Annotated in this window: 30 protein-coding genes and 1 pseudogene; 23 read left to right on the plus strand and 8 right to left on the minus strand. The window is 67.9% G+C overall.

From position 1 onward, the window contains the following. Positions 1-32 precede the first annotated feature (32 nt). The 7 genes from BS329_RS24870 (at position 33) to BS329_RS24905 (ending at position 7,951) form a co-directional block, all read left to right on the plus strand. Positions 33-428 (plus strand): DUF948 domain-containing protein, encoded by a 396-nt coding sequence (locus tag BS329_RS24870; RefSeq protein WP_076163662.1) that lies wholly within the window; start codon positions 33-35, stop codon positions 426-428. Further along, positions 425-736 (plus strand): hypothetical protein, encoded by a 312-nt coding sequence (locus BS329_RS24875; protein WP_076163663.1) that lies wholly within the window; start codon positions 425-427, stop codon positions 734-736. The genes BS329_RS24870 and BS329_RS24875 overlap by 4 nt, the downstream gene beginning before the upstream one ends. Positions 737-836: 100 nt before the next feature. After that, positions 837-3,500: an alanine--tRNA ligase gene (gene alaS, locus BS329_RS24880; protein WP_076163664.1), complete on the plus strand. Its 2,664-nt coding sequence runs from the start codon at positions 837-839 to the stop codon at positions 3,498-3,500. Then, positions 3,493-3,996 carry a Holliday junction resolvase RuvX gene (ruvX, locus tag BS329_RS24885; RefSeq protein WP_076163665.1) on the plus strand — a complete coding sequence of 168 codons (504 nt, stop codon included), beginning with the start codon at positions 3,493-3,495 and terminating at the stop codon, positions 3,994-3,996. The genes alaS and ruvX overlap by 8 nt, the downstream gene beginning before the upstream one ends. A gap of 350 nt (positions 3,997-4,346) precedes the next feature. Beyond that, positions 4,347-5,798: an endolytic transglycosylase MltG gene (gene mltG / locus BS329_RS24895; RefSeq protein WP_076163667.1), complete on the plus strand. Its 1,452-nt coding sequence runs from the start codon at positions 4,347-4,349 to the stop codon at positions 5,796-5,798. A 13-nt stretch (positions 5,799-5,811) separates the two neighbouring features. After that, positions 5,812-6,642, plus strand: a complete 831-nt coding sequence (locus BS329_RS24900; protein WP_244197288.1) for a shikimate dehydrogenase — start codon at positions 5,812-5,814, stop codon at positions 6,640-6,642. 58 nt (positions 6,643-6,700) lie between these two features. Beyond that, positions 6,701-7,951 (plus strand): GrpB family protein, encoded by a 1,251-nt coding sequence (locus BS329_RS24905; protein WP_076163669.1) that lies wholly within the window; start codon positions 6,701-6,703, stop codon positions 7,949-7,951. A 404-nt stretch (positions 7,952-8,355) separates the two neighbouring features. On the opposite strand, the gene BS329_RS24910 is transcribed toward BS329_RS24905, so the two are convergent. Next, the gene (locus BS329_RS24910; protein ID WP_208619271.1) at positions 8,356-9,027 is read right to left on the minus strand and encodes a TetR/AcrR family transcriptional regulator; all 672 of its coding nucleotides are present in this window, start codon (positions 9,025-9,027) and stop codon (positions 8,356-8,358) included. Positions 9,028-9,041: 14 nt separating this feature from the next. After that, positions 9,042-9,464: a hypothetical protein gene (locus BS329_RS24915; RefSeq protein WP_076163670.1), complete on the minus strand. Its 423-nt coding sequence runs from the start codon at positions 9,462-9,464 to the stop codon at positions 9,042-9,044. Between the two features lie 138 nt (positions 9,465-9,602). Here BS329_RS24915 and BS329_RS24920 point away from each other — a divergent pair, with 138 nt between their 5' ends. After that, entirely contained in the window at positions 9,603-10,802 is a 1,200-nt protein-coding gene (locus tag BS329_RS24920; RefSeq protein WP_076163671.1) for an endonuclease/exonuclease/phosphatase family protein, read from the plus strand. A gap of 3 nt (positions 10,803-10,805) precedes the next feature. Here the strand turns inward: BS329_RS24920 and BS329_RS24925 are convergent, their stop codons facing one another. Then, positions 10,806-11,462, minus strand: a complete 657-nt coding sequence (locus tag BS329_RS24925; protein ID WP_084750147.1) for a maleylpyruvate isomerase family mycothiol-dependent enzyme — start codon at positions 11,460-11,462, stop codon at positions 10,806-10,808. Between the two features lie 47 nt (positions 11,463-11,509). On the opposite strand from BS329_RS24925, the gene BS329_RS24930 reads away from it, so the two are divergent. Beyond that, positions 11,510-12,451: a D-2-hydroxyacid dehydrogenase family protein gene (locus BS329_RS24930; RefSeq protein WP_076163672.1), complete on the plus strand. Its 942-nt coding sequence runs from the start codon at positions 11,510-11,512 to the stop codon at positions 12,449-12,451. On the opposite strand, the gene BS329_RS24935 is transcribed toward BS329_RS24930, so the two are convergent. Further along, positions 12,441-13,265 (minus strand): serine hydrolase domain-containing protein, encoded by an 825-nt coding sequence (locus tag BS329_RS24935; protein WP_076163673.1) that lies wholly within the window; start codon positions 13,263-13,265, stop codon positions 12,441-12,443. The two genes, BS329_RS24930 and BS329_RS24935, sit on opposite strands and share 11 nt — an antisense overlap. 536 nt (positions 13,266-13,801) lie before the next feature. Between BS329_RS24935 and BS329_RS42770 the strand changes: the two genes are divergently transcribed. Both BS329_RS42770 and BS329_RS24940 read left to right on the plus strand, forming a co-directional pair. Continuing rightward, entirely contained in the window at positions 13,802-14,221 is a 420-nt protein-coding gene (locus tag BS329_RS42770; protein ID WP_143253186.1) for a hypothetical protein, read from the plus strand. 76 nt (positions 14,222-14,297) lie between these two features. Continuing rightward, positions 14,298-15,467, plus strand: a complete 1,170-nt coding sequence (locus tag BS329_RS24940; RefSeq protein WP_158075829.1) for a glycosyltransferase — start codon at positions 14,298-14,300, stop codon at positions 15,465-15,467. Between the two features lie 76 nt (positions 15,468-15,543). Here the strand turns inward: BS329_RS24940 and BS329_RS24945 are convergent, their stop codons facing one another. Genes BS329_RS24945 through BS329_RS24955 form a run of 3 tightly spaced genes read right to left on the minus strand, consistent with a single transcriptional unit; the run spans position 15,544 to position 17,895 of the window. Next, positions 15,544-15,810, minus strand: coding sequence for an HPr family phosphocarrier protein (locus tag BS329_RS24945; protein WP_076163675.1), 267 nt, complete (start codon positions 15,808-15,810; stop codon positions 15,544-15,546). A 40-nt stretch (positions 15,811-15,850) separates the two neighbouring features. Then, the gene (locus tag BS329_RS24950) at positions 15,851-17,110 is read right to left on the minus strand and encodes a PTS transporter subunit EIIC (RefSeq protein WP_076163676.1); all 1,260 of its coding nucleotides are present in this window, start codon (positions 17,108-17,110) and stop codon (positions 15,851-15,853) included. Continuing rightward, positions 17,107-17,895 carry a GntR family transcriptional regulator gene (locus BS329_RS24955; RefSeq protein ID WP_076163796.1) on the minus strand — a complete coding sequence of 263 codons (789 nt, stop codon included), beginning with the start codon at positions 17,893-17,895 and terminating at the stop codon, positions 17,107-17,109. Before BS329_RS24955 ends, BS329_RS24950 begins: the two co-directional genes overlap by 4 nt. A gap of 225 nt (positions 17,896-18,120) precedes the next feature. On the opposite strand from BS329_RS24955, the pseudogene BS329_RS24960 reads away from it, so the two are divergent. Continuing rightward, positions 18,121-18,366: pseudogene (locus BS329_RS24960) on the plus strand (PTS sugar transporter subunit IIB); the annotation flags it as partial. Then, the gene (locus tag BS329_RS24965) at positions 18,363-18,818 is read left to right on the plus strand and encodes a PTS sugar transporter subunit IIA (protein WP_076163677.1); all 456 of its coding nucleotides are present in this window, start codon (positions 18,363-18,365) and stop codon (positions 18,816-18,818) included. The pseudogene BS329_RS24960 and the gene BS329_RS24965, both read left to right, overlap by 4 nt. A gap of 61 nt (positions 18,819-18,879) precedes the next feature. Here BS329_RS24965 and BS329_RS24970 read toward each other — a convergent pair whose 3' ends face one another. Next, complete coding sequence (locus BS329_RS24970) at positions 18,880-19,308, minus strand: QcrA and Rieske domain-containing protein (RefSeq protein ID WP_076163678.1); 429 nt, start codon at positions 19,306-19,308, stop codon at positions 18,880-18,882. 132 nt (positions 19,309-19,440) lie between these two features. Between BS329_RS24970 and BS329_RS24975 the strand changes: the two genes are divergently transcribed. The 10 genes from BS329_RS24975 (at position 19,441) to BS329_RS25020 (ending at position 26,469) form a co-directional block, all read left to right on the plus strand. Then, positions 19,441-19,809, plus strand: a complete 369-nt coding sequence (locus BS329_RS24975; RefSeq protein WP_076163679.1) for a hypothetical protein — start codon at positions 19,441-19,443, stop codon at positions 19,807-19,809. After that, entirely contained in the window at positions 19,806-20,318 is a 513-nt protein-coding gene (locus BS329_RS24980; protein ID WP_076163680.1) for a sigma-70 family RNA polymerase sigma factor, read from the plus strand. The genes BS329_RS24975 and BS329_RS24980 overlap by 4 nt, the downstream gene beginning before the upstream one ends. Beyond that, on the plus strand, positions 20,315-20,944 hold the full coding sequence (locus tag BS329_RS24985) for an anti-sigma factor family protein (protein WP_076163681.1): 630 nt from the start codon (positions 20,315-20,317) through the stop codon (positions 20,942-20,944). The genes BS329_RS24980 and BS329_RS24985 overlap by 4 nt, the downstream gene beginning before the upstream one ends. Before the next feature lie 269 nt (positions 20,945-21,213). Next, a complete protein-coding gene (locus BS329_RS24990) occupies positions 21,214-21,825 on the plus strand; it encodes a prepilin peptidase (RefSeq protein ID WP_076163682.1) in 612 nt (203 codons plus the stop codon). Positions 21,826-21,872: 47 nt separating this feature from the next. Further along, positions 21,873-23,060, plus strand: a complete 1,188-nt coding sequence (aroC, locus tag BS329_RS24995) for a chorismate synthase (RefSeq protein ID WP_076163683.1) — start codon at positions 21,873-21,875, stop codon at positions 23,058-23,060. Beyond that, positions 23,057-23,581, plus strand: coding sequence for a shikimate kinase (locus tag BS329_RS25000; protein ID WP_084750153.1), 525 nt, complete (start codon positions 23,057-23,059; stop codon positions 23,579-23,581). The genes aroC and BS329_RS25000 overlap by 4 nt, the downstream gene beginning before the upstream one ends. Continuing rightward, positions 23,578-24,003, plus strand: a complete 426-nt coding sequence (locus tag BS329_RS25005) for a hypothetical protein (protein WP_076163685.1) — start codon at positions 23,578-23,580, stop codon at positions 24,001-24,003. The genes BS329_RS25000 and BS329_RS25005 overlap by 4 nt, the downstream gene beginning before the upstream one ends. Positions 24,004-24,011: 8 nt before the next feature. Continuing rightward, positions 24,012-25,121 (plus strand): 3-dehydroquinate synthase, encoded by a 1,110-nt coding sequence (gene aroB, locus BS329_RS25010; protein WP_076163686.1) that lies wholly within the window; start codon positions 24,012-24,014, stop codon positions 25,119-25,121. Then, entirely contained in the window at positions 25,118-25,549 is a 432-nt protein-coding gene (gene aroQ / locus BS329_RS25015; RefSeq protein ID WP_076163687.1) for a type II 3-dehydroquinate dehydratase, read from the plus strand. The genes aroB and aroQ overlap by 4 nt, the downstream gene beginning before the upstream one ends. Continuing rightward, positions 25,546-26,469 (plus strand): GNAT family N-acetyltransferase, encoded by a 924-nt coding sequence (locus BS329_RS25020; protein ID WP_076163688.1) that lies wholly within the window; start codon positions 25,546-25,548, stop codon positions 26,467-26,469. The genes aroQ and BS329_RS25020 overlap by 4 nt, the downstream gene beginning before the upstream one ends. Positions 26,470-26,507 lie beyond the last annotated feature (38 nt).

Below are 26,507 nucleotides of genomic sequence, written 5' to 3' on the forward strand. Positions count from 1 at the left end.
GCACCAAGACCGCAGACCCTTGAGGAGGGCCCGTGTCGGCAGGGCAGATCGCCGCGCTGATCGCCGCAGGAGCATTCGTCGTACTTGTCGTGCTGCTCGCGATCGTGCTGTTCAAGCTCGGCCGGACCCTGGACGAGGCCACGATCGCCATCCGCAAGGCGCACGAGAGCACCGACCCGTTGCTGATCGGCGCGAACGAGACGATCACGCACGTCAACACGCAGCTGGAGCGGGTCGACGGCATCACGGCCAACGCGCAGGCGGTCAGCGGCAACGTGTCCGCGCTGTCCTCGCTGTTCACCGCGACGCTCGGCGGACCGCTGGTGAAGACCGCCGCGCTGTCCTACGGCCTCAGCAAGGCCGTCAAGGCCCGCCGCAAGAAGGCGGAAGCGAAGGCGGCGCGCCCGGCGAAGCGAGGTCGCAAGTGAAGCGCCTGTTCTGGCTCGGCGTCGGCGTGGTCGCCGGTGTCGCCCTGTCACGCAAAGCCACCGAAACCGCTCGCCAGGCCACGCCCGCGGGGCTAGCCTCGAACCTGGGCGACGCCGTGCGGGAACTCGCGGGCGCCGTCGGTTCGTTCGGCGCGGAGGTCCGCGCCGGGATGAGCGAACGCGAACAGGAGCTGCACGACATGGTGTCCGAACGATCCGGCTTGAGCACGGCCTCCGATGGCCCTGCGGGCAGGCACGCGGCACAGCCGCGGCGCCCGGCCAGGCGAGCTCGCCGGGCGGAGGGCTGATCCGGTCGCGTCCGCGACCAGCAGGGTCCCAGCCCTCCGCCGTTCCAGCCTGTCCGCATTCCCAGCGCTTTCGCGCGAGCCCGTATACAAGGACAAACCCGTGGAAACACACGAAATCACCCAGCGTTTCCTGAGCCATTTCGAGAACAAGGGCCACACGCGCGTCCCCAGCGCGCCCCTGATCCTCGACGATCCGAACCTGCTGTTCGTCAACGCCGGCATGGTCCAGTTCAAGCCGTACTTCCTCGGTGAGGTCCCGCCGCCGTACCCGCGCGCGACCAGCGTCCAGAAATGCGTCCGCACCCCGGACATCGACGAGGTCGGCAAGACCACCCGGCACAACACGTTCTTCCAGATGGCCGGGAACTTCTCCTTCGGCGACTACTTCAAGGAAGGCGCCATCGAGGCGGCCTGGGAGCTGATCACCAAGCCCCAGGGCGAAGGCGGTTACGGCCTCGACCCGGCGCGCATCTGGGCGACCGTCTACGAGGACGACGCCGAGGCGGCGGGCCTGTGGAAGAAGCTCACCGGCCTGCCCGGCGAGCGCATCCAGTCCCGTGACGGCAAGGACAACTACTGGGACATGGGCGTGCCCGGTCCCGGCGGCCCGTGCTCGGAGATCTACTACGACCGCGGCCCGGACTACGGCCGCGAGGGCGGCCCGGTCGCCGACGAGGACCGCTACATCGAGATCTGGAACCTCGTCTTCATGCAGGACGTGCGGGGCGACAAGAGCCCGAAGCACGGCCACAAGCCGATCGGCGAGCTGCCGAAGAAGAACATCGACACCGGAATGGGTGTCGAGCGCGTCGCGACGATCCTTCAGGGCGTCGAGAATGTCTACGAGACCGACCTCGTCCGCCCGGTGATCGGCCGCGCCGAAGAGTTCTCCGGCCGCCGTTACGGTTCCGACCACACCGACGACGTCCGCTTCCGGGTCATCGCCGACCACGCCCGCACCGGTGTGCTGCTCATCGGCGACGGCGTCACCCCCGGCAACGACGGCCGCGGTTACGTGCTGCGCCGCCTGCTGCGCCGCATCATCCGCTCCGCGCGCCTGCTCGGCGTGCACGAGCCGGTGCTGCCCGCCTTCGCCGAGGTCGTCCGCGACACCATGGGACCGACGTACCCCGAGCTGCTGTCCGGTTTCGACCGCATCGAGGACGTCGTGCGCGTCGAGGAGGAGGCCTTCCTCGCCACGCTCACCAGCGGTTCGCGCATCTTCGACCTCGCCGCTGAGGAGACCAAGCGCGAAGGCGGCTCGCTGCTGGCCGGCGACAAGGCGTTCCAGCTGCACGACACCTACGGCTTCCCGATCGACCTGACCCTGGAGATGGCGTCCGAGCAGGGCCTGACCGTCGACGAAGAGGGCTTCCGCACGCTCATGAACGAGCAGCGGCAGCGGGCGAAGGCCGACGCGGCGTCGCGCAAGACCGGCCACGGCGACCTGTCCGAGTACCGCAAGGTGCTGGAGCAGCACGGCGAGACCGAGTTCCTCGGCTACCGCGACCTGCAGGCCGACGCGAAGGTCGTCGCGCTGCTGGAAGACGGCGTCCCCGTCCGCGGCGTCGGCGCGGGCAAGAAGGCGGAGCTGGTCCTGGACCGCACGCCGTTCTACGCCGAGAGCGGTGGTCAGGTCGCCGACACCGGTGTCCTGCTCGGCGACGGCGTCGAACTCAAGGTCCACGACGTGCAGAAGATCGTGCCGGGCCTGTTCGTGCACCGCGTCGAGGTGCTCGACGGCGAGGTCGGCATCGGCAGCGCGCTGACCGGCTCGGTCGACCAGCACCGCCGCCTGTCGATCGAGCGGTCGCACTCCGCGACGCACCTGGTGCACGCGGCCGTGCGCGGCGCGTACGGCAAACGCGCGGCGCAGGCCGGTTCGCTCAACTCGCCTGGCCGGATGCGCTTCGACTTCACCACCTCCGGCGGGGTCTCGGCCGACGTGCTGACCGAGGTCGAGGAGGAGGTCAACGACTACCTCCAGACCAACGTCGAGGTGAACACCTTCGTCACCACGAAGGACAAGGCCCTCGAACTGGGCGCGGTCGCGCTGTTCGGCGAGAAGTACGGCAACGACGTCCGCGTCGTCGACATGGGCGAGTACTCCCGCGAGCTCTGCGGTGGCACCCACGTCGACCGCATCGGCCAGCTCGGCCTGGTGAAGCTGGTGGGCGATTCGTCCATCGGTTCCGGCGTGCACCGCGTCGAGGCGCTGGTCGGCACGGACGCGCTCAAGTACGTCCGCAAGGAGCAGCTGCTCGTCTCGCAGCTCGCGAGCACCTTCAAGGTGCCGTCGGAGCAGCTGCCGTCGCGGATCGACGACGTGCTCACGCGGCTCAAGAACGCGGAGAAGGAGATCGAGCAGCTGCGCACCCGGCAAGTGCTCGGTTCGGCGGGTTCGCTCGCGGACAAGGCCGAGGACATCGGCGGGATCGCGGTCGTCGCGGAGAAGCTCGGCGAGGGCGTCGACTCGAACGGTCTGCGCGCGCTGGCTTCGGACATCCGCGGCAGGCTCGGCGCCCGCCCCGGCATCGTCGCGCTGTTCGCGCCGCAGGGCGAGAAGGTCGCCTTCGTCGTCGCGACCACCAAGGCGGCCCAGGAGAAGGGCATCGCGGCCGGCAAGCTCGTCCCGGCGTTCGCCGAGGCGATCGGCGGCCGTGGCGGCGGCAAGCCGGACATGGCCCAGGGCGGTGGCACCAACCCGGCCGGTGCCGAGCAGGCCATCGCCTCACTGCGCGCGGCGGTCGCCCAAGTTGGCTGACGACGCCTCTCAGCGGCGCCCGGATCGGCCTGGGGAGTCCGATCCGGGGCGCGGCAGGCGGCTTGGCGTGGATGTCGGATCCGTCCGGGTCGGGATCGCTTTGAGTGATCCCGACCCCATCCTCGCCAGCCCGCTCGTTACCCTCACTCGCGACGCGACTGGCGACAAAGACGTCGACCAGCTCGTTGGACTCGTCACGGAACACGACGTGGTCGAAGTCGTCGTCGGCTTGCCGAGGACACTCAAAGACCGTCACGGCCCGGCGGCCGAAGCGGCGTTGGACTACGCCGAGAAGGTCGCCGCCCGGATCGCACCGGTGCCGGTGCGGCTGGCCGACGAGCGGTTGACCACGGTGACGGCATCCAGGATGCTGTCGCAGCGTGGGGTGAAGGGACGCAAGCTTCGTGCCGTCGTCGATCAGGCGGCCGCGGTCGAGATCCTGCAAGCCTGGATCGACGCGGTAGCGGCACATCGCGCACGGAAGGGCGATACATGACCGAGCCCCACGGCCGGCCCGAACGCCGTCAGGGCGGTAGACGAAGGTTGCGGGAGGAGCCCGAGGAGACCAGCCTGCCGCCGGCCCCGCCTCGTCGCCGTCCCGACCCGCAACCGCCGGTGGAGCCCGTCGCCCGTCGGCGGCATGTCCGGCAGGAGCCCGACGAGGTTCCCCCGCCGGCGCCGCGTCGCCGCAGGGCCGCTCCCGAAGAACTCCCGCCTCCGCCGCCCCGCGCGCAGCGTCCGGTTCCGAGGCGGGCCCCGGAACCGGCGGCACCGTTGCCTTCCACCGCGCCGCCTCCTCCCGTTCCACCACGGCGGTCCCCCCAGCCGGGTGACCGGAGTCTCGGCATGCCCGCCTACGCCCAGGACGAGCCCCCGCGCCCCGGTCGCCGCAGGCGCCGCGAGGACGACGGCCCGCTCCCGGACGAGCGGCCGACCGACATCATCCCCGCGATCCAGGAGGCGCCGATGGCCCGGCGCCCCGGCGCGGCTCCTCCGCCGCCTCAGGGCAGCGAAGAGGAATACGACGAGATCTTCGGCGAAGACGCGTACGACGACTATGACGAGTACGACGACTACGAGGATTACGAAGACGAGCAGGACTTCGAGGACGAAGACCGCGCCGAGCCCGAACGCATCGAAGACGAGCGCCCGGACCGCAAGGGACCGCCGCCCAAGAAGCGCAAGAAGAAGCGCGCGCTGGGCTGGGTCGCCGCGCTGGCCGTGCTCGTCCTGCTCGCCGGTGGCGCCTATTACGGCTTCACCGAGATCTTCGGCTACGACGACTACGAAGGCAGCGGCGAAGGCGACGTCCTCGTCCAGGTGGAGAAGGGTGACTCGACGTCGGCGATCGGCAACCGGCTGCAAGCGGCCGGGGTGGTCGCCAGCGGCAAGGCGTTCGTGAAGGCGGGCGAGGACAACACCGCCGTCTCGCGGCTCCAGCAGGGCTACTACGTCATGAAGACGAAGATGTCCGGCGCCAGCGCGGTCGAGAAGATGACGGCGGCCGCCTCCAAGGTCGGCCAGGTCGAGATCCGGCCGTACACCCAGTTCCACGACATCACCCAGCCCGACGGCAAGGTGACGCCCGGGGTGTACACGTTGCTGTCCAAGGCTTCCTGCGCGGATTTGAACGGCACGAGCACTTGCATCCCGGTCGAAGAACTGCGGAAGACGATCGAGAACGCGGATCTGGCACAGCTGGGCGTGCCGCCGTGGGCCGTCGCGTCCGCCACCAAGGCCGAGCACAAGGACCGGCGGCTCGAAGGGCTCATCGCGCCGGGCATCTTCAACGTCAAGCCCGGATGGACGGCCGAAGAGCTGCTCACCGACGTCGTGAAGATCTCGGCGAAGCGCATCCTCGACGCCGGGCTCAGCGAGCAGTCGAAGGGCGCGGGCAAGACCCCTTACGAGACGCTCGTTATCGCCTCGATCATCGAACGCGAGGCGGTGAAGGCCGACTTCGAGAAGATCTCGCGAGTCATCTACAACCGGCTCGACGAGAAGATGCGCCTCGAGATGGACTCGACCATCAACTACGTCCTCGACCGGCCGACTTTGCTCACCAAACCCGAAGAACGGGATAAAGCGGGCGCCTACAACACCTACAAGTCGGTCGGCCTGACCCCGACGCCGATCGCGGTCCCAAGCGCGGAAGCGATCCAGGCCGCGCTGAAGCCGGCGGCGGGGGAGTGGCTGTTCTTCGTCAAATGCGAGAAGAACGGACTCTCCTGCTTCGCGGTGAATTTCGACGACCACCGGAAGAACCGAGATGACGCGGAGAGGCGCGGTGTCATCTGACCGCAAGGCCGCGATCCTCGGGAGACCGGTCGAACATTCGCTCTCGCCCGTGTTGCACGGCGCCGCGTTCCGCGCGCTGGGCCTGGACGGCTGGAGCTACGAGCGGGTCGAGATGGACGGTCCCGGGCTGCCCGCGTTCGTCGACGGCCTCGGTCCGGAGTGGACCGGGCTCTCGGTGACGATGCCAGGGAAACGGGCCGCGCTGGAGTACGCCGACGAGGTCACGCCGCGCGCGGCCGCGGTCGGCGCGGCGAACACGCTGGTCCGCGGGGAAACCGGCTGGCTCGCCGACTGCACCGACGTCGACGGTGTCACCGAGGCACTGCGGATCGCCGGTGACTACTCGCCCGGCGAGGACGACGCGGCCGTGATTCTCGGTGCGGGCGGCACGGCCGCCGCGGCGGCCGTCGGACTTGCCTCGCTCGGCGTGCGTACGGTGCGGCTCGTCGTGCGGGATCCGGCGCGGGCCACGGAAACGGTCGAGGCGGCGAAGCGGGCGGAGCTGGACGTCGAAGTCCTCCGCTGGGCTGACGCCGACTTCGGGAAGATCGCGGCGGACTCGGCGGTGCTGGTGAACACCGTGCCCCCGGACGCCGTCCGGCCGCATCTGGCGGAGCTGGCAGGCGTCGGCTGCGTCCTCGACGTCATCTATCACCCTTGGCCGACCGCGCTCGCCGAAGCCGTCGCCGAGCGGGGCGGGCGGCTGGCGACCGGACTGGACATGTTGCTGCACCAGGCTTTCGGGCAGTCCGAGTACTTCACCGGGCAGCCCGCGCCACGCGTGGCGATGCGGGACGCCCTCCGGGAAGCGACCGGCGGGATCCTTTCGCTGCCGATCGGCTGACAAGATCGGTTTCGTTCGATAATCTGGTCGACTGCCTTGAGAGAGGAACAAGGGGTCGATGCCCAAACCCGATCGAGACGACTACACCGAAGACGACATCAACACCATATGGGTCGATCAGGCTCCGGTACTGAATTCCACTGTCATCCTGGCCGAATACGACCCGGAGTGGCCCGAACTGTTCGAGCGGGAAGCCAGGCGCATCAGGGGGATCCTGGGGGAGCGCGCGCTGGTGCTGGAGCACGTCGGCTCCACGTCGGTGCCCGGGCTCTGCGCGAAACCGATCATCGACATCATGCTCATCGTCGCGGATTCGAACGACGAGAGCGCGTACGTGCCGCAGTTGGAGGCGGAGGGCTACAAGCTCGTCATCCGCGAGCCCGAGTGGGAGAAGCACCGGAGCTTCAAGGGCCCGGACACCAACATCAACCTGCACGTCTACTCGCCGGACAACGGCCAGATCGAGCGCTACCGCCTCTTTCGCGACCGGCTGATCGCGCACGAGGACGAACTGAAGCTCTACGAGGCCAAGAAACGCGAACTGGCCGCGCGCACCTGGAAGTACATCCAGCACTACGCCGACGCCAAGACCGAGGTGATCGACGAGATCATCGAACGGGCCCGCGCCGCCCAATACGACGGTTTCGCCCGGCTCTACGCCGCGCACGCCGAAACCAGCAGCACCAACGTCCACTACGACCGCCCCGCCATCGTCGAACTGGCCGGTGACGTGGCGGGCAAGCGGATCCTGGACGTCGGCTGCGCGGCGGGCCACCTCAGCGCGCTGCTCGCCGCGAAGGGCGCCGACGTCCTTGGCGTCGACGCGAGCGCGGGCATGGTCGCCGTCGCACGGGAGAAGTTCGGGGACGTCGCGAAGTTCGAGACGGCCGATGTCACCCGTCCGTTGACGTTCTTGGAGGACGATTCCATCGACGTCATCACGGCGTCGCTGGTGTTGCACTACCTGAAAGAGTGGGCGCCGGCGCTGGCGGAGTTCAAGCGAGTGCTGAAGCCGGGCGGGCTGCTGGTGTTCTCCGTGCACCATCCCGCCGAAGACTGGCGCTGGTTCGAGAAGCGGAACTACTTCGAGCTGGAACTGCTGGAGGACGAATTCCCGCAGGGCCGGAAAGTGCGGTTCTACCGGCGGCCGCTGAGCTGGACGTTCGGTGCCGTGCGGGACGCCGGGTTCACCGTCGACAGGCTGGTGGAGCCGATGCCGGAGGAGTCGATCGCCGAATCCGACCCGCGCTGGTACGCGAACCTGCGGACGAAGCCGCGGTTCCTGTATTTCCGGACGGTGAGCGGCTAGTCATCTGCTCGGTACGGCGCCCTTGTCGTCTGAAGTACATGAAGGCCCCCTTGCTTGCGCCTAGGTACAGGAAGGGGTCCTTGACGAAGTCGAGATCTCGGAGGTTACGCGACTTTCCTGCACTGTCGCGGGGTTGAGCGCACCGATGGCCGAGCTTGATCAACGAAAGATCGGGGATAAGTCACTCAGAACTCGACCACCGCAGGCAAGAGCAGCGTCAACCACCTATGCGACTTTGCCGGGCGTTGCGCCTAGGTACATGAAGGCCCCCTTGCTTGCGCCTAGGTACAGGAAGGGGTCCTTCATGTACTGGAAGAGGCGTCTTCACGCGCTACTGTTGTGACTGCTGGTGGTCCTGTGGCGAACGTGGCGATCACGTGGACCGGGTCTTGGTCATGAGCGGGCTAAGCGCGATCGTCCGGCTTCGAGAGGTCCCGGATCAGCGAGACGATCTCCCGGCTCACCGGCCGCAGCACCCGCAGTCGCGACAGTCCCACCAGCCGCGCGATCAGCGGCACCGTCCGCTCCACCAGCACCCGGCTCCGCTTCTGCTCGCGCGACCGGTCGTGGACCCAGAACAGCACGACGCCCATCTGGTACAGCCACAGCAGGTCGGGCAGCTCGTCGCGCAGTTCCGGGTCGAGTTTGACGTCGGAGTCGGCGATGACGTCGCGCATCAGGCTGACGGAGGCGTTCCGAGCGGGCGACGATTCCTCGCTGAACGGGCTCAGCGGCGAGTCCGGGTCGGCGGCGTTGACGAACAGTTGAGTGCCGAAGCGGTGATACGGCTCGGCGACGTCGAGCCAGGTGAGCAGGACCGTCTTGAGCCGGGCGCTGAAGTCCCGCTCACCTTCGATCGCCTGACGCACCTTCGTCAGGTGCGCGTTGGCTATCTCGTCGTAGAAACCCTGGATCAGCTGGTCTTTCGAGGCGAAGTAGTAGTAGGCGTTCCCGACCGACACGCCCGCTTCGCCCGCGATGGCCCGCATGGTCGTGCGGTCGTAGCCGTTCTCGGCGAACATCCGCAACGCGGTCGCCACGATCAGCGACCTGGTTTCCTCACTCTTCGCCACCATTGCACGTTATCCGGTCAGGGCGCCGGATGTGGAGCGGGCGCCGGGTAGCCGGGGTGGGGCGGCGGCATCGGCACGGGCCGGGCGGCGGCGTGGTTCAGGTGCTTGCGCCGGATTCCGTTGAACACCAGCACGTTCCCGACGTGCATCACGCCGAGCACGAGCGCCACGGTGCCGACCTTGACCGACAGCATCTCGAAGACGTCGCGAGCGTCGAGGACGGTGTCGTCGCTGGTCAGGAACAGGGTGACGAAACCCAGGCTGACCAGGTAGAACCCGACGACGAGCAGCTGGTTGACCGAACGCGCCAATGCCTGCTTGTCCTGGAAGACGTCTTCCAGGAACGTCTTGCCGTGCCTGCTCAGCGTGCGGGCGACCAGCACGGTCAAGGGGATGGTGATGGCCAGGTAGAGCGCGTAGGCCACTACTACGGGTTGCATGGGGCCTCCTTTTGAACGTGTTCAAGAGGAACCGTAGTCCAGGTTTTGAACACGTTCAAGAGCTGCTGTTCACCTGAAGCTCACCCAGGGGGCCGCGCGGGATGCGTAAGGTCGCACGGGAATCTGGGAGGTAAGACCGTGAAACGCATCGCCGCCGTGCTCACCTCGGGCGCCTTGCTCGCCGGGACGCTGCTGGCCGCCACCCCGGCGGAAGCCACCGTCGGACAGAACGTCCGCTTCGCGACGTACAACGCTTCGCTCAACCGCGGAGCCGCGGGCCAGCTGGTGACCGACCTGTCGCAGCCGGGCAACGCGCAGGCGAACGAGGTCGCCGAGGTGATCCAGCGCAACCGGCCGGACGTGCTGCTGATCAACGAGTTCGACTACGTGCCGGAGAACCGCGCCGCGAACCTGTTTCGCGAGAACTACCTGAAGCGCGGTCAGAACGGCGCCGCGCCGATCGACTACCCGTACGCCTTCACCGCGCCGTCGAACACCGGCGTCGCGACCGGGTTCGACCTCGACCGCAACGGCCAGGTCGGCGGGGGGAACGACGCACACGGCTTCGGCCTCTTCGAGGGCCAGTACGGCATGCTCGTGCTGTCCAAATACCCCATCGACACCAAGAGCGTGCGGACCTTCCAGAAGTTCCTCTGGAAGGACATGCCGGGCGCGCTGCTCCCGGACGACCCGGCCACCCCGGCGCCGGACGACTGGTACTCGCCGCGGGCACTCGACGTGCTGCGCCTGTCGTCGAAGTCCCACTGGGACGTCCCCGTCCGGGTCGGCCGGTCCACCGTGCACTTCCTGACCGCCCACCCGACACCGCCCACCTTCGACGGCCCCGAAGACCGCAACGGCACCCGCAACAACGACGAGATCCGTTTCTGGGCGGACTACGTGACCCCGGGCAAGGGTCGCTACATCTACGACGACAGCGGCCGTCGCGGCGGCCTGGGCACGCACGAAAAGTTCGTCATCGCGGGCGACTACAACTCCGACCCGCTCGACGGCGACAGCGTCCCCGGCGCGATCTCCCGCCTGCTGAACGCGCCTCGTGTCATCGAGACGCGTCCGGGCAGCGAAGGCGCGGTGCGTGCCGCACAGGACCAGGCAGGCGCCAACATCGGCCAGAAGGGCGACCCCTTCTTCGACACCGGCGACTTCAACGACAACGCGCCGGGGAACCTGCGGATCGACTACGTCCTGCCGTCGAAGGGCCTGTTCCCCTGGCCTGCCGAGGTTTTCTGGCCGCTGCCCGATTCACCGCTGGCCCGGCTCAACGACGCCTCGGACCACCATCTGGCGCGGGTCGACGTGTTCGTCGGTCGCTGGTAGGTCTCAGACCGAAACCGGCGGATTGCAGTGGGCGCCGATCCGGGCCTTGCCCGGGCCGGTGAGCGCGGCGAGGCCGGTGCCCCGGCCGGTCGCCACCAAGAGCAGGTCGGCGAGCGGGCCCCGCACTTCGCGGGGCCCCTCGCCGCCGGTCCAGCCGGCGTCGGTGGCGATCATCCTCACCCCCTTGCAGCGCTTGCGGGCGCCCCAGAACGGGCTGGCGAGGATGTGCTCCAGCGACGCGATCGCCGGCTCCACGGGCATGGGCCGGGTGCGGCCCAGCGGGCGGACGATGTCCTGGCCGTGGATGAGCACGTCGGCGAGCGGGTCGATCGGTTTGGCGCCGGGGGAGCGGCGGTCCGAACCGGCGTCCTCCCGGATCTGGGCGACGAGTTCGGCTGGGGAGAACCGGGTGGCGTGGCCGATGGCCTGATCGGCGGTCATCCGGTCCCAATTCCCCTTCGCCTTGATGGCGCCCAGGATGGTGTCCTTGAGGCCGGTCCTCGGCGAGAGCGCCAGGTGGGCGGCCATTTCGTGGACGGTCCATTTCGGGCACAGGGTGTCCGCCGACCAGTCCTTCTCATCGAGCCCTTCGAGCAGCTCCGCCACGCTCAGCCGCTCGGCCTCGGTCCAGGCCAGGATCTTGCTCTCGTCCACGTCCATCTCGTCCTCCCCGGGTAGCCCGCGAGCCAGCACCCTAGCCTGGGTGTATGAAGATCGCGATTCTTGACGACTACCAGGAAGTGGCGCTCGGCTTCGGGGACTGGGCCTCCCTCGGCGCCGAGATCGAGGTGTTCACCGAACCGTTCCTGGACGCCGCCGACGTGGTGGCCCGCCTGCGGGAGTTCGACGTCGTGGTCGCGATGCGCGAGCGCACCCGCTTCCCCGCCGAAGTCCTCGACCGGTTGCCCGCGCTCGAGCTGCTGGTGAGCACCGGCCACCGCAACGCCGCGATCGACGTGGCCGCCGCCCGGCGCAACGGCGTGGTCGTCTCCTCCACCGGCTACATCGCGGCCCCGGCGGCCGAGCACACCTGGGCGCTGATCCTCGCCGCCGCGCGGAACGTGCCGGCGGAGTCGGAGAACATGCGCGACGGCGGCTGGCAGACCACGGTCGGCACGATCCTGCACGGCAAGACCCTCGGCCTGCTCGGGCTCGGCAGGCTCGGCGCCGGCGCGGCCAAGATCGGACAGGCGTTCGGGATGGAGACCATCGCCTGGAGCCAGAACCTGACCCGGGAGAAGGCCGATCCTCACGGCGTGACGGCGGTGTCGAAGGACGACTTGTTCGCCCGCGCGGACGTCCTGTCGGTCCATCTGGTGCTCAGCGACCGCAGCCGCGGACTGGTCGGCGCGCCGGAACTCGCCGCGATGAAGCCGACGGCGATCCTCGTCAACACCTCGCGCGGGCCGATCGTGGACGAAGTCGCGCTGGTGGACGCCTTGCGCCGCAAGGAGATCGCGGTCGCGGCGCTCGATGTCTACGACGTCGAGCCGCTGCCGTCGGAGCATCCACTGAGGACACTGGACAACGTCGTGCTCACCCCGCACATCGGCTACGTCACCCGCGAGGCCTACGAGATCTTCTATCGCGACGCGGTCGAGGACATCGCGGCCTTCCAGGCGGGTTCGCCGATCCGCGTCATGGAGTGAGTTCGCGCAGTTCCGCGAGGACGGCGTCGGTGTAGGGCGGCCACACCTCGGCCGCCCACGGGCCGAAAGCGCGGTCGGTGAGCGCGACACAGGCGGCACCGGCGCCGGGATCGACCCAGAGGAACGTGCCGGACTGGCCGAAGTGGCCGAAGGTCCGCGGCGAGCTCGACGCACCCGTCCAATGTGGACTCTTGTGGTCGCGGATCTCGAAACCGAGGCCCCAGTCGTTCGGCTTCTGGTGGCCGAAGCCGGGCAGGACACCGGAAAGACCCGAAAAGGCGATGGACGTCGCCTCGCGCGCCGTCTCGGCGGCGATCAGCTTCGGTGCCTGCAACTCGGCGGCGAACGCGACCAGGTCGTCCACAGTGGACTCCGCACCCGAGGCGGGGGAGCCGGTGAGCTTGGTGGCCTTCATGCCCAGCGGCTGGAAAAGCGCCTCGGCCTGGTAGTCGGCGAAGGGGATGCCGGAGTGCTCGGTGAGCGCGTCGGCGAGCTGTTCGAACCCCGCGTTGGAGTAGAGACGCCGGTTGCCGGGCGGGGCCATCGGCTTGTGCTCGGTGAAGGCCAGTCCCGAGGTGTGCGCGAGCAGGTGCCGGATCGTGGAGCCCTCCGGACCGGCGGGGGTGTCGAGTTCCACGACGCCCTCTTCGATGGCGATCAGCGCGGCGTAGGCCGTCAGCGGCTTCGTCACCGACGCCAGCTTGTACACCTTCGTCGTGTCGCCGTGCGTGCCCAGCACGTCACCGGCGGCGGTCACCACGGCCGTGGCTGCGTTCTCCACCGGCCACTGTTCGATCTCGCGCACGCTCTCCATGCCCAACACCCTAACAACGTTGTGGAATGCATGGTTATGGGCTCTGAGAACTACGTAGTCCGTAGTGGTGGACAGTCCTTGATCGGAATACGTCAGGTCGAAGCTTGGAAATGGGGAATACTTGGGGTGCGTGGTGGCGCGGAAGTATCGCGTCTACGAGATGCCACCCGTTTGGCGGATATTTCACGAAGCCATGATCGATATGGTCTAGACCGGCAGGGGAGGCGGATGTGCTAGATATTTTGATGGAGTGAAAAGTCTCACTGTGCTATTCGGTGGGGCCTCTAAAAGTGAAGCGATCTGCTTGTTAATTCTTTTTAATACGGGTCTGCAGGCTCTCCGAGTTTCAGACAAATTCCTGGGGTAATTCGATATTACTTACTGGTCGAAGTGGGCGACCTGTATCTGCGGGAGTTCTTCTCGACGAGGACGTCTCGATGTCTTGTTTAATAGATGTGAAGTTGTCGGACCTCTGTCTTGCCTTGCTTTTCAAGAGTTTTCCATGTTTGAATCAGCAATTTTGAAGGGTGCACTGTATGTTGAATGCGCAGCGTATGGACTTCCTTGACGGTATCGAGGATGAATTGAGCACGTCGAACTCTGCTGGGCCTTCGAGTCGGTCCTCGCGTGTGCCCGGCAGGGTGGGATTCGTTGCGTCTACGTTGGTCACCGGCGCTTCGTTGCTGGCGCTGCTTCCTGGCGTGGCCTCGGCCGAGCCGATGAAAGAAGCTTCACCTGTCACTGTGATGGCCTGCTCTACGCCGGATCCGGTCGCGCAGTTTCAGTCGAAATGGTGTGGAACCGCAAACTATGTGTTCAACTATCAGTACAATTATTCTCCGAATGGAGTGGTACGCTGTTTCGTGTTCGACCTGACTATTTACCACGCTCCGTGTGGCGGAACAGTGCATGTCGGAAAAGCTGAAGCCTGCGCTAGAATGTTGGCGGCAGAGTAAGACTTCGCGGTCCCTGTAGAGTTCGCCGGTGGCGCCGACAGTACGGTGTCGCCGGCGAGACTATTTAGGAGTACGTGTGAAAAGTGCTGCCTTGCCTGTGACGGTCGTCGTGCTGGCGCGAGACGAGCAGCGGTGTATTGCGCGCTGCCTGGACAGTGTCGTGGGGCGAGGGTTCGCCCGGATTATCGTGGTGGATACCGGTTCTGTCGATCGTACGCCGAACATGGTGGAGGAATATCGGAGTTCCGGAGTGGAGCTCATGTTCGTGTCGTGGAATGACTCTTTTGCTGAAGCCAGAAATTTGGCCATCGACGCGGTCGATAGTGGCTGGATCGTATTTCTTGATGCCGACGAGTGGCTGGCGCCGGAGTCTCCTAATCGGCTCATTGGCGCTTTGCGAAATCTTGCCGTTGTGAGTAATATGTCTCGTGCCGCGTTCGCTCCGATAATATATGATGTAATCCACGATTCTTGGGTTGATCAAGTACCGAGAATTTTTCTTGCCGACAGTGGCCTTCGCTTTCGCGGACCGGTCCACGAATACCTGGTAGCCGGCGATAAACGTGATGAGCCGGTTGAATTGACCAGTCTGAAGGTGGAGTTCCGGCACGACGGCTACAGTCGTGAAGTCATCCACGTCAAGCGAAAGACGGAGAGGAACCTGGCACTTCTCGGATCGGCGATCGCGGCTGATCCGGATGACCCGAGGTGGGTCTATTTCACTGTTCGAGATTCTCTTCCGCTGTTGTCTCCGGGCGAACTCGTCCGGCACTGTGAGACCCTGCGAAGGATGGCGGGGCAGGACGTATGCACAGGTGATCACGTTCTCCCCACTGAGTACCTTCGCCGTACGCTTGCCCTCGCCTGTCAAAGTTTGACTTTTCGGAGAGAATGGCGAGTGGTCGAAGAGTACTGCGCGCTGATTGACGAAATCGATGGTTGTTCCAGTCCTGATGCGCAGTATTTTCGAGCGATGCTCGAAGGAATCGGCGAGGTTGTCACTGATCGGACTTTGAGAGACACGATCTCGGTTCGTAAGAACGAAGAGCTTCTCGCGAAGAGTACTTTGTGCCCGGCGGGCAGACATCTGGATGCCGCGATCGCCTTGCTGGTCGAGCGCCGATTCGGCGTCGAGAAAGCTGAGGAATACCGGGGGATGTGTATGGACTGGGACGACATGCTCTTCGAGCGATCCAGGCCCCGAATAAGCCAGTTGCCGTCACTTGCCTCCTCTGCTGTCCTTTAACCCGCAGGGAAGAGCATGCCCAACACCCTGCGAAGCCCGGGCCGGTCGGGGCGGCCCGGGCTTCGCAGTGAGGGGATCAGGCGTCGAGGTCGGTCGCCACCAGCTCGGCGATGGCGTCCACGGCCGCTTCGGCACCCTCACCTTCGGCACTGATGATGACCTCGTCGCCGTAGCCGGCGGCGAGGGTCATCAGGTTCAGCACGCTGCCGGCCGCGACCGGGTCGCCGCCCGCCTTGGCGATGGACACCGCGACGGGCTGCGCCGCGGCCGCCTTGGCGACCGTCGCCGCGGGCCTGGCGTGCAGGCCCACCTTGCTGGCCACGGTGACGCGTTTCTCCGGCATGTTCTTTCCCTTTCGTGCCTTCGGTTCTACTGAGCTGAAACTACTTGACGGGCTTCGCCGCGGTGGCTTCGAGATCGGCTTCGATCGCGTCGTCCTCGCGGCCCGGGGTGCGCAGGTTCCACTTCTTGATCACGAAACGGAAGATCACGTAGTAGATGACTCCATAAGCCAAACCGATGGGGATGAGCAGCCATACGTTGCTGCTCGCCGCCGGGAGACTGCTGTTGAGTGCGAAGTCGATCGCCCCGGCGGAGAAGCCGAAGCCGAGGTGGATGTCAAGCGCGTTCACCAGTGCCATCGACGTGCCGGTCAGGACCGCGTGGATCAGGTACAGCGGCCAAGCGATGAACATGAACGAGAATTCGATCGGCTCGGTGATACCGGTCAGGAACGAGGTCAGCGCGCCGGCGATCATCACACCGCCGACGATCTTCTTCTGGCTGGGCTTCGCGCTCTGCCAGATCGCCAGCGCCGCGGCGGGGATGGCGAACATGAAGATCGGGAAGAACCCGGTCATGAAGGCGCCCGCGTTGGGATCCTGGACCTTGAAGAAGTTGGGGATGTCACCACCGTCGAAGATGAACCACACCGGCACGTTCAGCAACTGGTGCAGACCGACCGGGATCAGAAGCCGGTTGAGCACACCGTAGATCCCGCCACCGACCACGGGTGCCGAGGTGACCGCGTCACCCACTGCCTGGATACCGTCGTTGACCCAGTGGAAGACCAGGCCGAAGGGCACCGCGAGAATCATCAGCGTCAGGGCGGTGATGATCGGCACGAACCGGCGGCCGCCGAAGAAGGCCAGGTACGGCGGCAGCTTGACGCGGTAGAACTTCTGCCACAGCAAGGCGGTGACCAGGCCGACGATCACACCGGCCAGCACACTGTAGGGCCACTTCATCGGGTTGAGCATCAGGCCCGCGGGTTTCTCGGGGTCCCAGCCCGGCAGCTCGGAGAACGGCGCGAAGACCTGGAGGACGCTGGTGAACACGAAGAAGCCGACCACGGCGGCCAGCGCGGTGGCACCATCGCTCTTCCGGGCGAAGCCGACGGCGATACCCACCGCGAACAGGAGCGGAAGCCAGTTGAACAGCGAGTTGCCCGCCGCGCCGAGAACCTCGGCCACTTTGGTCCAGCCGAGCCCGTCCTCGCCGAGCAGGTCGGGCTGGCCGAACCTGTTGAGGAGCGCGGCGGCGGGCAGAGCGGCGATGGGGAGCATGAGGCTGCGGCCGAAGCGCTGAAGGCCGGCAAGTCCCTTGCCTTTGCTCTTCGCCCCCTCGGCTGTGGTGGAGCTCATCGGGTACCTCCGTAGTGAGGATGGTGACCGGAATCCGGGGTGTTCCGGTCCAGCTGCATGGTGACCTGGTAGTGATCGCCCCGGTACCAGGAAGTCATGTCTTCGATCGGTTCCCCGTTGACGCTGGAAACCCGGCGGAAGACAAGAAGCGGACTGCCGGCGCGCATGCCGAGCAGGCGTGCCGTTTCGCGGTCCGCGGATTCGGCCCAGACCGTCTGCCACGCGTGGTCCGGGCGGAGGTCGTACGACTGGGCGAGTTGGACGTACAACGATCGGGTGAGATCGAGGTCGAGCAGGCCGGGCATCCGGCCCGCGTGATACCAGCCACGTTCGACCGCGAGCGGTACCCCGTCGGCACGGCGGAGCCGCACCAGCCGGTGTGCCGGAGTTCCGGCGGTCAGGCCGAGGGCGTGCGCCGAGGGGGCGGGTGGCACCTCGGTGGCGGTCTTGACGACCTCCGTGGTCGGGGTCATCCCGCGACGGCGCATGTCCTCGGTGAAGGACATCAGATAGAGCTGCAACTCCATCCGCCTCGCGGCGGTGAACGTCCCCTTGCCGCGCACCCGCGACAAGAGCCCTTCTTCGACCAGCTTGCCGATCGCCGATCGGACGGTGAGCCGCGACACCTGATAGGTCTCGGCTAGGTCACGTTCCGAGGGGATGGGCGAGCCTGGGGGTAGCTCACGCTCCACCGTGCGGCGCAGAATCTCCCGCAGCTGGGCGTGCTTGGGCGTCGGTCCGTTGATCACACGGTCGGACGGCGGCAGCTGCGCCGAAGCGCTCATGACGGTCACCGTCCTTTCGGGCCGGTCGGTTGGGGGAACCCGTACTCGCGTCTGGTCCGGAAGATTGGTACGTTCCGGTCTAGACCAATGATCCGATGGGGCAGGATGCTCCGTCGCGCGAGCGGGTGTCAACCACCGTTACGCGTTCGTGGCCAGGGATCACGTGCGAGTCGGCGAACGGCGTAGTACAGCTGGTTCGCATGTGGGAAACCGACAGGGAACAGGGAGACCGCGATGGCGGATGACAGGGCGGAAAAGATCCTCGCGGGCCTCGGCGGTGCCGAGAACGTCATCGAGGTGGAGGGCTGCATCACCCGCTTGCGGTGTGAGCTCGAAGACATGAGCCTGCTCGACGAGGCGGCGTTGAAGGCCGCCGGCGCGATGGGCGTCGTCCGCATGGGCGCCGGTGTCCAGGTGATCGTCGGGCCGGAAGCCGACAACATCGCCAGCGACATCGAGGACTTGCTGTGAGCCTCGAAATTCAGAGCCCGGTGAGCGGTAAGACGACCGCTATGACCGAAGTGCCTGACCCGGTCTTCGCGCAGGCGATGGTCGGCCCCGGCCTCGCGATCCTGCCCTCGGGCGGGCGTCAGGACGCGGTCTCGCCGGTCGACGGGACGGTCGTGACCCTGCACCCGCACGCCTTCGTGGTGGCCACCGAAGACGGCCGCGGCGTGCTGGTCCACCTCGGGATCGACACGGTCAAGCAGAAGGGCGAGGGGTTCACCCTCCACGTCGTCAAGGGTGAGACCGTCCGCGCCGGGCAGCCGGTCGTGGAGTGGGACCCCGAAGCGGTCGCGGCCGACGGCTACTCGCCGATCGTGCCCGTGGTGGCGCTGGACGCGAAGGCCGAGGTCCTTTCCGGACTGCTCACCGGCGGCGACGTCGAGGCCGGCGACGCGATCTTCACCTGGGACAGCTGAAACGCCGTACGCAAAGGGTCCCTTCAGGACGGAATTCGTCCTGAAGGGACCCTTTGCGTTTTCAGGCCGTGACGACCTGGCCGTTCGTGACCTTGACCGCGACCGAGGGCAGCGGTTTGTCCGCCGGTCCCTTTTTGACCGCGCCGGTCGCCGCGTCGAAGATCGAGTTGTGGCATGGACATTTGAGTTCCGCGCCGTCCGGGACGACCGCGCAGCCCTGGTGCGTGCAGATCGCGCTGAACGCGGCCGCGGCGCTCTCGGCGGTCCTGGTGACGATGACGTCCTTGCCGTCGGCGGTCTTGGCGGCCTTCGCCTGGCCGACCTCGATGTCGGAGAGCGCGGTCAGGGTTTCGCCCGGAGCCGCGGCGGCCGGGCCGGACGGCGGGGTGTCGCTTCCGCAGGCCGTGAGGGCCACGGCACCGACGGCCGCGCCGGCGACGGCGGCCCCGGTGGTCAGGACGGTGCGGCGGGAGTGGAGTTCGGCAGTCATGCCTCTACACACGTTCGGAGCACCCATCCGGTTCAATTTCGGCGGCCATCGGGTGGGGAATTGAACCGGGCGCCCCTCTTTTCCGTGTTCAAAGGCATAGGGGAAACCGAACACGCGAAAAGAGAAACGGACATGATCCGGTGGTTGTCGCGGGTGGTCGTGGCGGCGGGCCTGCTCGGCTCGGCGTGGGTGCACTACGTCGGATGGCAGGACTGGGCGTCCGAAACGGATGTGGTCGGCCCACTCTTTCTGGTGAACGTGGCGGCCGGGGTGGTCCTCGCGGTCGCCGTCCTGGTGTGGCACCACCGGCTTCCCGCGCTGGCGGCGATCGGCTTCGGCCTGGCCACACTGGGCGCGTACGTGCTTTCGCTGACGACAGGGTTCTTCGGCGTCTCGGAGCGCTTCACCACCCAGGCCGAGCTGTGGGGTCTGATCACCGAAGTGGTCTGCGTGGTCTTCGCCCTTCCCTTGCTCTTCGCCCGCGAAGGCACGGATCGGTGAAGGAATTCGCGGAGGACGGGCTGATGCGGGCTTTGCACGAAGAGCACGCCGCCGCGCTCTGGTCCTACGCACTGCACCTGACCAGTGGTGACCGCGTCCGCGCGGAGGACGTCGTCCAGGAGACGTTGCTGCGGGCCTGGCGCAACGCCAAGGTGCTCGACCAGTCCGAGGGATCGGCGCGGGGCTGGCTGTTCACCGTGGCGAGACGGATCGCCATCGACGACTGGCGTGCCGCCGAGGCGCATCCGGAGGTGGTGACCCGCGAACCGCCCGAAACGGCGGTCACGGACGGCACCGAGCGGGCGGTCCAGGGCTGGCTGGTGGCCGAAGCCCTCGGCGAACTTTCGCCGAGACATCGGGACGTGCTCGTCTTGTGTTATTTCCAGGGTTACTCCGTCGCCGACGCCGCGAAGCGACTGGGCGTGGCCGAAGGAACGATCAAGTCGCGGACGCATTACGCCTTGCGGGCGTTGCGGCTGATACTGGAGGAAAGAGGGGTGACTCGATGACCGACCCCTTCGCCACCTACGACGCGGCCTACGTGCTCGGGGCGTTGTCCCCGGAGGACCGGTTCGCGTACGAGACACACCTTCGCGGATGTGTCGAGTGCGCGGCGTCCGTGCGCGATCTGGCCGGGATCCCCGGCCTCCTCGCCCAGGCGGGCGCCCCCGCGCTGCGGGAGGAAGAACCGGCGCCCTCGCCGGAGCTGCTGCCCACCGTGCTCAAACGGGTCCGCCGGGGAAGGCGGATCCAACGGGCGATCACCACCACCGCGGCCGGGGTGGCCGTCGCCGCCAGTGCCACGCTCGCCGTCGTCCTGACCGGGCCGGTCGCGGCGAGCGGCAACCCGATGACCCTGCTCGGCGACTACCCGGTGACCGCCGAGGTCGCCATGTCCGCCACCGACACCGGCACGAAGGTCGACATGACGTGCAGCTACGGCGGCAACCGCACCGGGGACTACATCCTGGTCGCGGTCGGCGGCGACGGCGGCACCAGCGAACTGGCGTCCTGGCGCGCGATGCCCAAGGACACCGCGCACATCGTGGTCGGCACCGCGATGCGCGCCGGGGACATCAAGGCGCTGGAAATCCGCACGCCCTCAGGCCTCCCGCTGCTGCGGATGAACCCCTGATCCCGGTGTCATGACAGGACTTCGGCGCCGGGAGCGGGCGGATTGGTGCCTTGGTCCATGGGCTGAAGGACGCCTTCCCCGCATGCGACGCGACGAAAGCTCCCTTCGCCGCGTGGCATGCGGCCATGGGCCCCTTCAGCTCCCAGCCCTAAAACGCAAGTAGTCGACTACTTGCGTAGGGGCCGCTCACCTGCCGAAAGTGCGTGAAAGTACCTGTCACGAAAAGAAATCCTTGCCTCACCGAACGCGTCGGGCGCACTCTTGATCTTGTGTTCATGCCGATCGCCTTCGCGGTGGCGGGCGCCGGATCGGCGCTCGCCACCCGCTCCTGTCTGCGCCGCGCCGGAGCACCGGTGACGGCGTGGGCGGCGGTGCTCGCGGCCGCGTTGCTCCTCGCGGTCTGCCTCCGCCACCAAGGCGGGGCCTGGCCGTCGTGGTGGCTCGCGGTTCCGGCCGTGCTGACCGTCTTCGCGGTCCCGTTGGCGCTCGCCGACCTCAAGTACCGCCGCCTGCCCGACATCCTGACCCTGCCCGCGTACCCGGCGCTGGCCATCGCAGTGGCGGTCGCCGCGGCAGGCGGCGGGGCGGGCATCGCCTGGCGGGCCGTGTTCGGCGCACTGGTCTTCGGCGGCGCGCACGCGCTCGTCCACGCGCTGTCGCCGCGCTCGCTCGGCGCCGGTGACGTGAAGCTCGCCGGGAGCCTCGGCGCGGTCCTCGCCGCGACGGGCTGGCCGTCGGTCGTGCTCGGCGCCGTCGCCGCGGCGCTACTGAGCGTGGCGCTCGCGGTGGGCGGGCCCCGGCATCCCACGGTGCCGCACGGGCCCGGTCTCCTGGTCGCGGCGTGGGCGCTCGCCGTCTTCGCCGGACCAGGTCCCGGATAGCCCGGCCTGTCCAGGAACGGAAGGGAGACTGTGACAGGATCTGTCAGGTGTTGCGCTGGATAACCGCAGGGGAATCGCACGGACCCGCCCTCGCCGCCATCCTGGAAGGGATGCCGGCCGGAGTCGAGGTCACCACCGCCGAAGTGGGCGAGCAGCTCGCGCGACGAAGGCTCGGCTTCGGCCGCAGCCCCCGGATGGGCTTCGAGACCGACCACATCGAGTTCACCGGCGGCGTCCGGCACGGGCTCACCCAGGGCGGCCCTGTCGCGGTCCAGATCGAGAACGCCGAGTGGCCCAAATGGGAGAAGGTCATGTCGGCCGATCCCGTGCCCGCCGAGGAGCTGGAAGGCCTGGCGCGCAACGAGCCGCTGACCCGTCCCCGGCCCGGCCACGCGGACCTGCCCGGCATGCAGAAATACGGCTTCCCCGAGGCCCGTCCGGTGCTGGAGCGGGCGAGCGCCCGCGAGACGGCGTCCCGCACGGCACTCGGCACGGTGGCCCGCGCGTACCTCAAGCAGCTGCTCGGGGTCGAGATCCTCAGCCACGTCGTGTCCATCGGCGGCGCCTCGGCGCCGGAGGGTCCGCTGCCCGTGGCGTCGGACCTGCCCGCCATCGACGAGAGCCCGGTCCGCGCCTTCGGCCAGGAGGGGACCGACGCGATGGTCGCCGAGGTCGACGCCGTGCGGAAGGCGGGTGACACCGTCGGCGGCGTGATCGAGGTGATCGCCTACGGGCTGCCGCCGGGCCTCGGCTCGCACGTGCACTGGGACCGCAGGCTCGACGCCCGGCTCGCCGGCGCGCTCATGGGCGTGCAGGCGATGAAGGGAGTGGAGGTCGGCGACGGCTTCACCACGGCCAAGCGCTGGGGCAGCCAGGCCCACGACGAGATCGACCGCGGCACCGGCCCGGTCGGGGTGACCCGCCGGTCCAACCGCGCCGGCGGTCTCGAAGGCGGCATCACCAACGGCGAACCGCTGCGCGTGCGCGTCGCCATGAAGCCGATTTCGACCGTCCCCAAAGCACTGTCCACTGTGGATGTCACGACCGGCGAACCCGCGGTGGCCATCCACCAGCGTTCCGACGTCTGCGCGGTACCCCGCGCCGGGGTCGTGCTGGAGTCGGTGGTCGCGCTGGTCCTCGCGGACGCCGCGCTGGAGAAGTTCGGCGGCGACTCGCTGATCGAGGGCAAGCGCAATGTCGAGGGCTACCTGAAGGCGCTCGAGGAGCGCTGGTGACCCCTCGCGTGGTGATCATCGGGCCGCCGGGTTCCGGCAAGAGCACGGTCGGCCCGGCGCTCGCCGCCCGGCTCGGCCTTGCCTTCCGCGACAGCGACGACGACATCGTCGCGAGCGCGGGCAAGCCCATCACCGACATCTTCGCCGAGGAGGGCGAGCCCGCCTTCCGCGTGCTGGAGGAGGAGATGGTCGCGACGGCGCTGGCCGAACACGACGGCGTCCTCTCCCTGGGCGGGGGAGCGCCGATCACCCCGGGCACGCGCGAGCGGCTCGCCGGGCACACCGTGGTCTTCCTCAACGTCGGGATGGCCGCCGGGGTCCAGCGCGCCGGGCTGTCGACCGCGCGTCCGCTGCTGGCCGGGGTGAACCCCCGCGCCACCTACAAGGCACTCCTCGACGCGCGGCTGCCGGTGTACCGCGAGGTGGCCACGTTCGAGATCGAAACCGACCAGCTGACGCCCGACGAAGTCGTCAAGGCCGCCGTCATCGGACTGGCCGAGATCAGCAAGGAGCAAGCATGAAGCGCACCACCGCCGGTGTTCTCCTCGCCGTCTTGACCTTGAGCCTGACCGCCTGCAGCGAGGAAAAGCAGCCTGCGGGCTCGGACGTGATCCAGACCAGTGCCGCGGAGACCGGCTCGGCCACCGCTTCGGTCGCGCCCGAAGCCGATGTCGCCGCCGACGTCCAGGTCATGAAGTGCGAGAGCACCAGCTACACCCCGAAGGTCACCATCGAGGTCACGAACAGCACCGGTGAGGACGCGCGCTACGCCGTCACCATCGCGATCAAGGACGGCGAGGGCAAGGCCTCCGGTGAAGCGCTGTTCGCGAAAAACCGGATGACGCCTGGCCAGAAGGTGACCGAAGAGATCCCGGGGGACACCCCGGTCAAGGGCAAGATCTCCTGCGAGGTCGCCAGGGCCAAGCGGCTTCCGCCGAAGTGAGGGAAACGATGACCGAGCCGGTTCGCATCACCGTCAACACCGCCAAGCCGTACGACGTCGTCATCGGCCGGGGGCTGCTCGGCGAGCTCACCGAGCAGCTCGCCGACGCGTCCAAGGTCGCGCTGATCCACCCGCCGACGCTGACCACCACCGCCGAGGCGATCCGCGACGAACTGGCCGAGGCCGGGATCGACGCGCACCGGGTCGAGATCCCCGACGCCGAGGACGGCAAAGCGCTCTCCGTCGCCAGCTTCTGCTGGGAGGTCCTCGGCCGCATCGGCCTCGACCGCCAGGGTGTGGTCGTCGGACTCGGCGGCGGCGCCGTGACCGATCTGGCCGGGTTCGTCGCCGCCACCTGGATGCGCGGTGTCCGCCTGGTCAACGTGCCCACCACACTGCTGGGCATGGTCGACGCGGCCGTCGGCGGGAAGACCGGCATCAACACCGAGGCAGGCAAGAACCTCGTCGGCGTCTTCCACGAGCCGAGCGCGGTCCTGGTCGACCTCGCGACGCTGGAGACGTTGCCGCCCAACGAACTCGTCGCCGGAATGGCCGAGGTCGTCAAGACCGGCTTCATCGCGGACCCGCGCATCCTCGAACTCGTCGAGCGGGACTCCGCCGCCGCGCTGGACTCCACCGGCGAGGTCCTCGGTGAGCTGGTCCGCCGCTCGATCCAGGTCAAGGCCGACGTCGTCGCCGCCGACCTGCGCGAGTCGAACCTGCGCGAGATCCTCAATTACGGCCACACCCTCGGCCACGCCATCGAACGCCGCGAGAAGTACCGGTGGCGCCATGGCGCCGCGGTCAGTGTCGGCCTGGTGTTCGCCGCCGAACTCGCGCGCCTCGCGGGTCGTCTCGACGACGCCACCGCGGAGCGGCACACGTCCGTGCTCAAGCTGCTGGGCCTGCCGACCACGTACGACCCGGACGCGCTCCCGCACCTGCTGGAGACGATGAAGGGCGACAAGAAGACCCGGTCGGGCGTGCTGCGCTTCGTCGTCCTGGACGGGCTCGCCAAGCCGGGCAGGCTGGAAGGCCCCGACCCGTCGCTGCTCGCGGCGGCGTACTCGGTGGTCGCGGGGGACACCCCCAAGTCCAGCGGGAGCGTGCTGCTGTGAAGGTGCTCGTCCTCAACGGCCCCAACCTCGGGAGGCTCGGCCTGCGCGAACCGGGGATCTACGGTTCGGCCACGCACGCCGACCTTGCCGGGACCTGCGTCGAGACCGGTAAGGAACTCGGGATCGACGTCGAGGTCCGCCAGACCGACCACGAGGGCGAGATGGTCGGCTGGCTGCACGAAGCCGCCGACGCCGGCTGGCCGGTGGTGCTCAACGCGGCCGCGTGGACGCACTACTCGATCGCGGTCCGCGACGCCGCCGCCCAGCTCAAGGCGCCGCTGATCGAACTGCACATCTCCAACGTGCACCAGCGCGAGCAGTTCCGGCACCACAGCGTGCTTTCGGACGTCGCCACCGCCGTCATCGCCGGGCTCGGGGTCGACGGCTATCCGCTCGCCCTCCGCTGGATGGCCGCGAACGCGGCATGAACAACCCGCCCGAGATCAAGACCGCGCGGCTGCGGCTGCGCGGGCTGACCGAGGCCGACACCGAGGCGATCGTCGGGCTCTTCGCCGACCCGGCGTTGAGCGCGCATTTCGCGGCTCCGCTCACCGAGCCGGACAAGATCCGCGAAATGGTCGGACGGCGACTGGCGTACAGCGGCCCGGCCGGGACGGGGCACTGGGCGATCGAACGTGACGGCGAGGTGATCGGCCTCGCCCATCTGCGGCCGTCGCAAGAGCTGCCCGGCGGGGTGCCGGAAATCGGTTATTACCTGGCGCGTGCGCACGGCGGCCAGGGCCTGGCGACCGAGGCCGCGAGCGCGCTGCTCGACCACGGATTGCTCGGACTCGGCCTGTCGTCGGTGTGGGCGCTGGTCGGTGAGTCCAATGTGGCCAGTCTGAACCTGGTGCGGCGTTTGGGTTTCCTCGAGGTCGGCGGGGGTGACCACTACGGCGGGCCGCACCGCGTACTCGTCGCGCTGCCGTCGGAGCACGGGCAGGCCCATCACATCGAACTGTGGGTGCCGGATCTCGCGCGTGCCGAGGAGAGCTGGGGCTGGCTGCTCGGCGAACTCGGCTGGCGGGAGTTCCGGCGCTGGCCTGCCGGGGTCAGCTGGAAGCACGGCGCGACGTATCTCGTCGTCGAACGTTCTCCCGCGCTCAGCGGCGAAAAGCACGAGCGCACCGCGCCGGGCCTGAACCATCTCGCCCTGCACGTCGATACCCGCGATCGGGTGAACGAGCTGGCTTCGGAGGCGCTCGAACACGGCTGGTCGGCGCTGTTCGCGGACAAGTATCCGTATGCGGGCGGTGATCGCCACTACGCCGCCTACCTCGAAAACGCCGACGGCTTCGAGGTGGAGTTGGTAGCCCGACCAGGGAGTGACGTCACCCAGCTGGGTTAAGTCTCGCTACACTCGGCCATCATGCGCCTTTTTCGTGG

Source organism: Amycolatopsis coloradensis (genome assembly GCF_001953865.1).
Classification (GTDB): domain Bacteria; phylum Actinomycetota; class Actinomycetes; order Mycobacteriales; family Pseudonocardiaceae; genus Amycolatopsis; species Amycolatopsis coloradensis.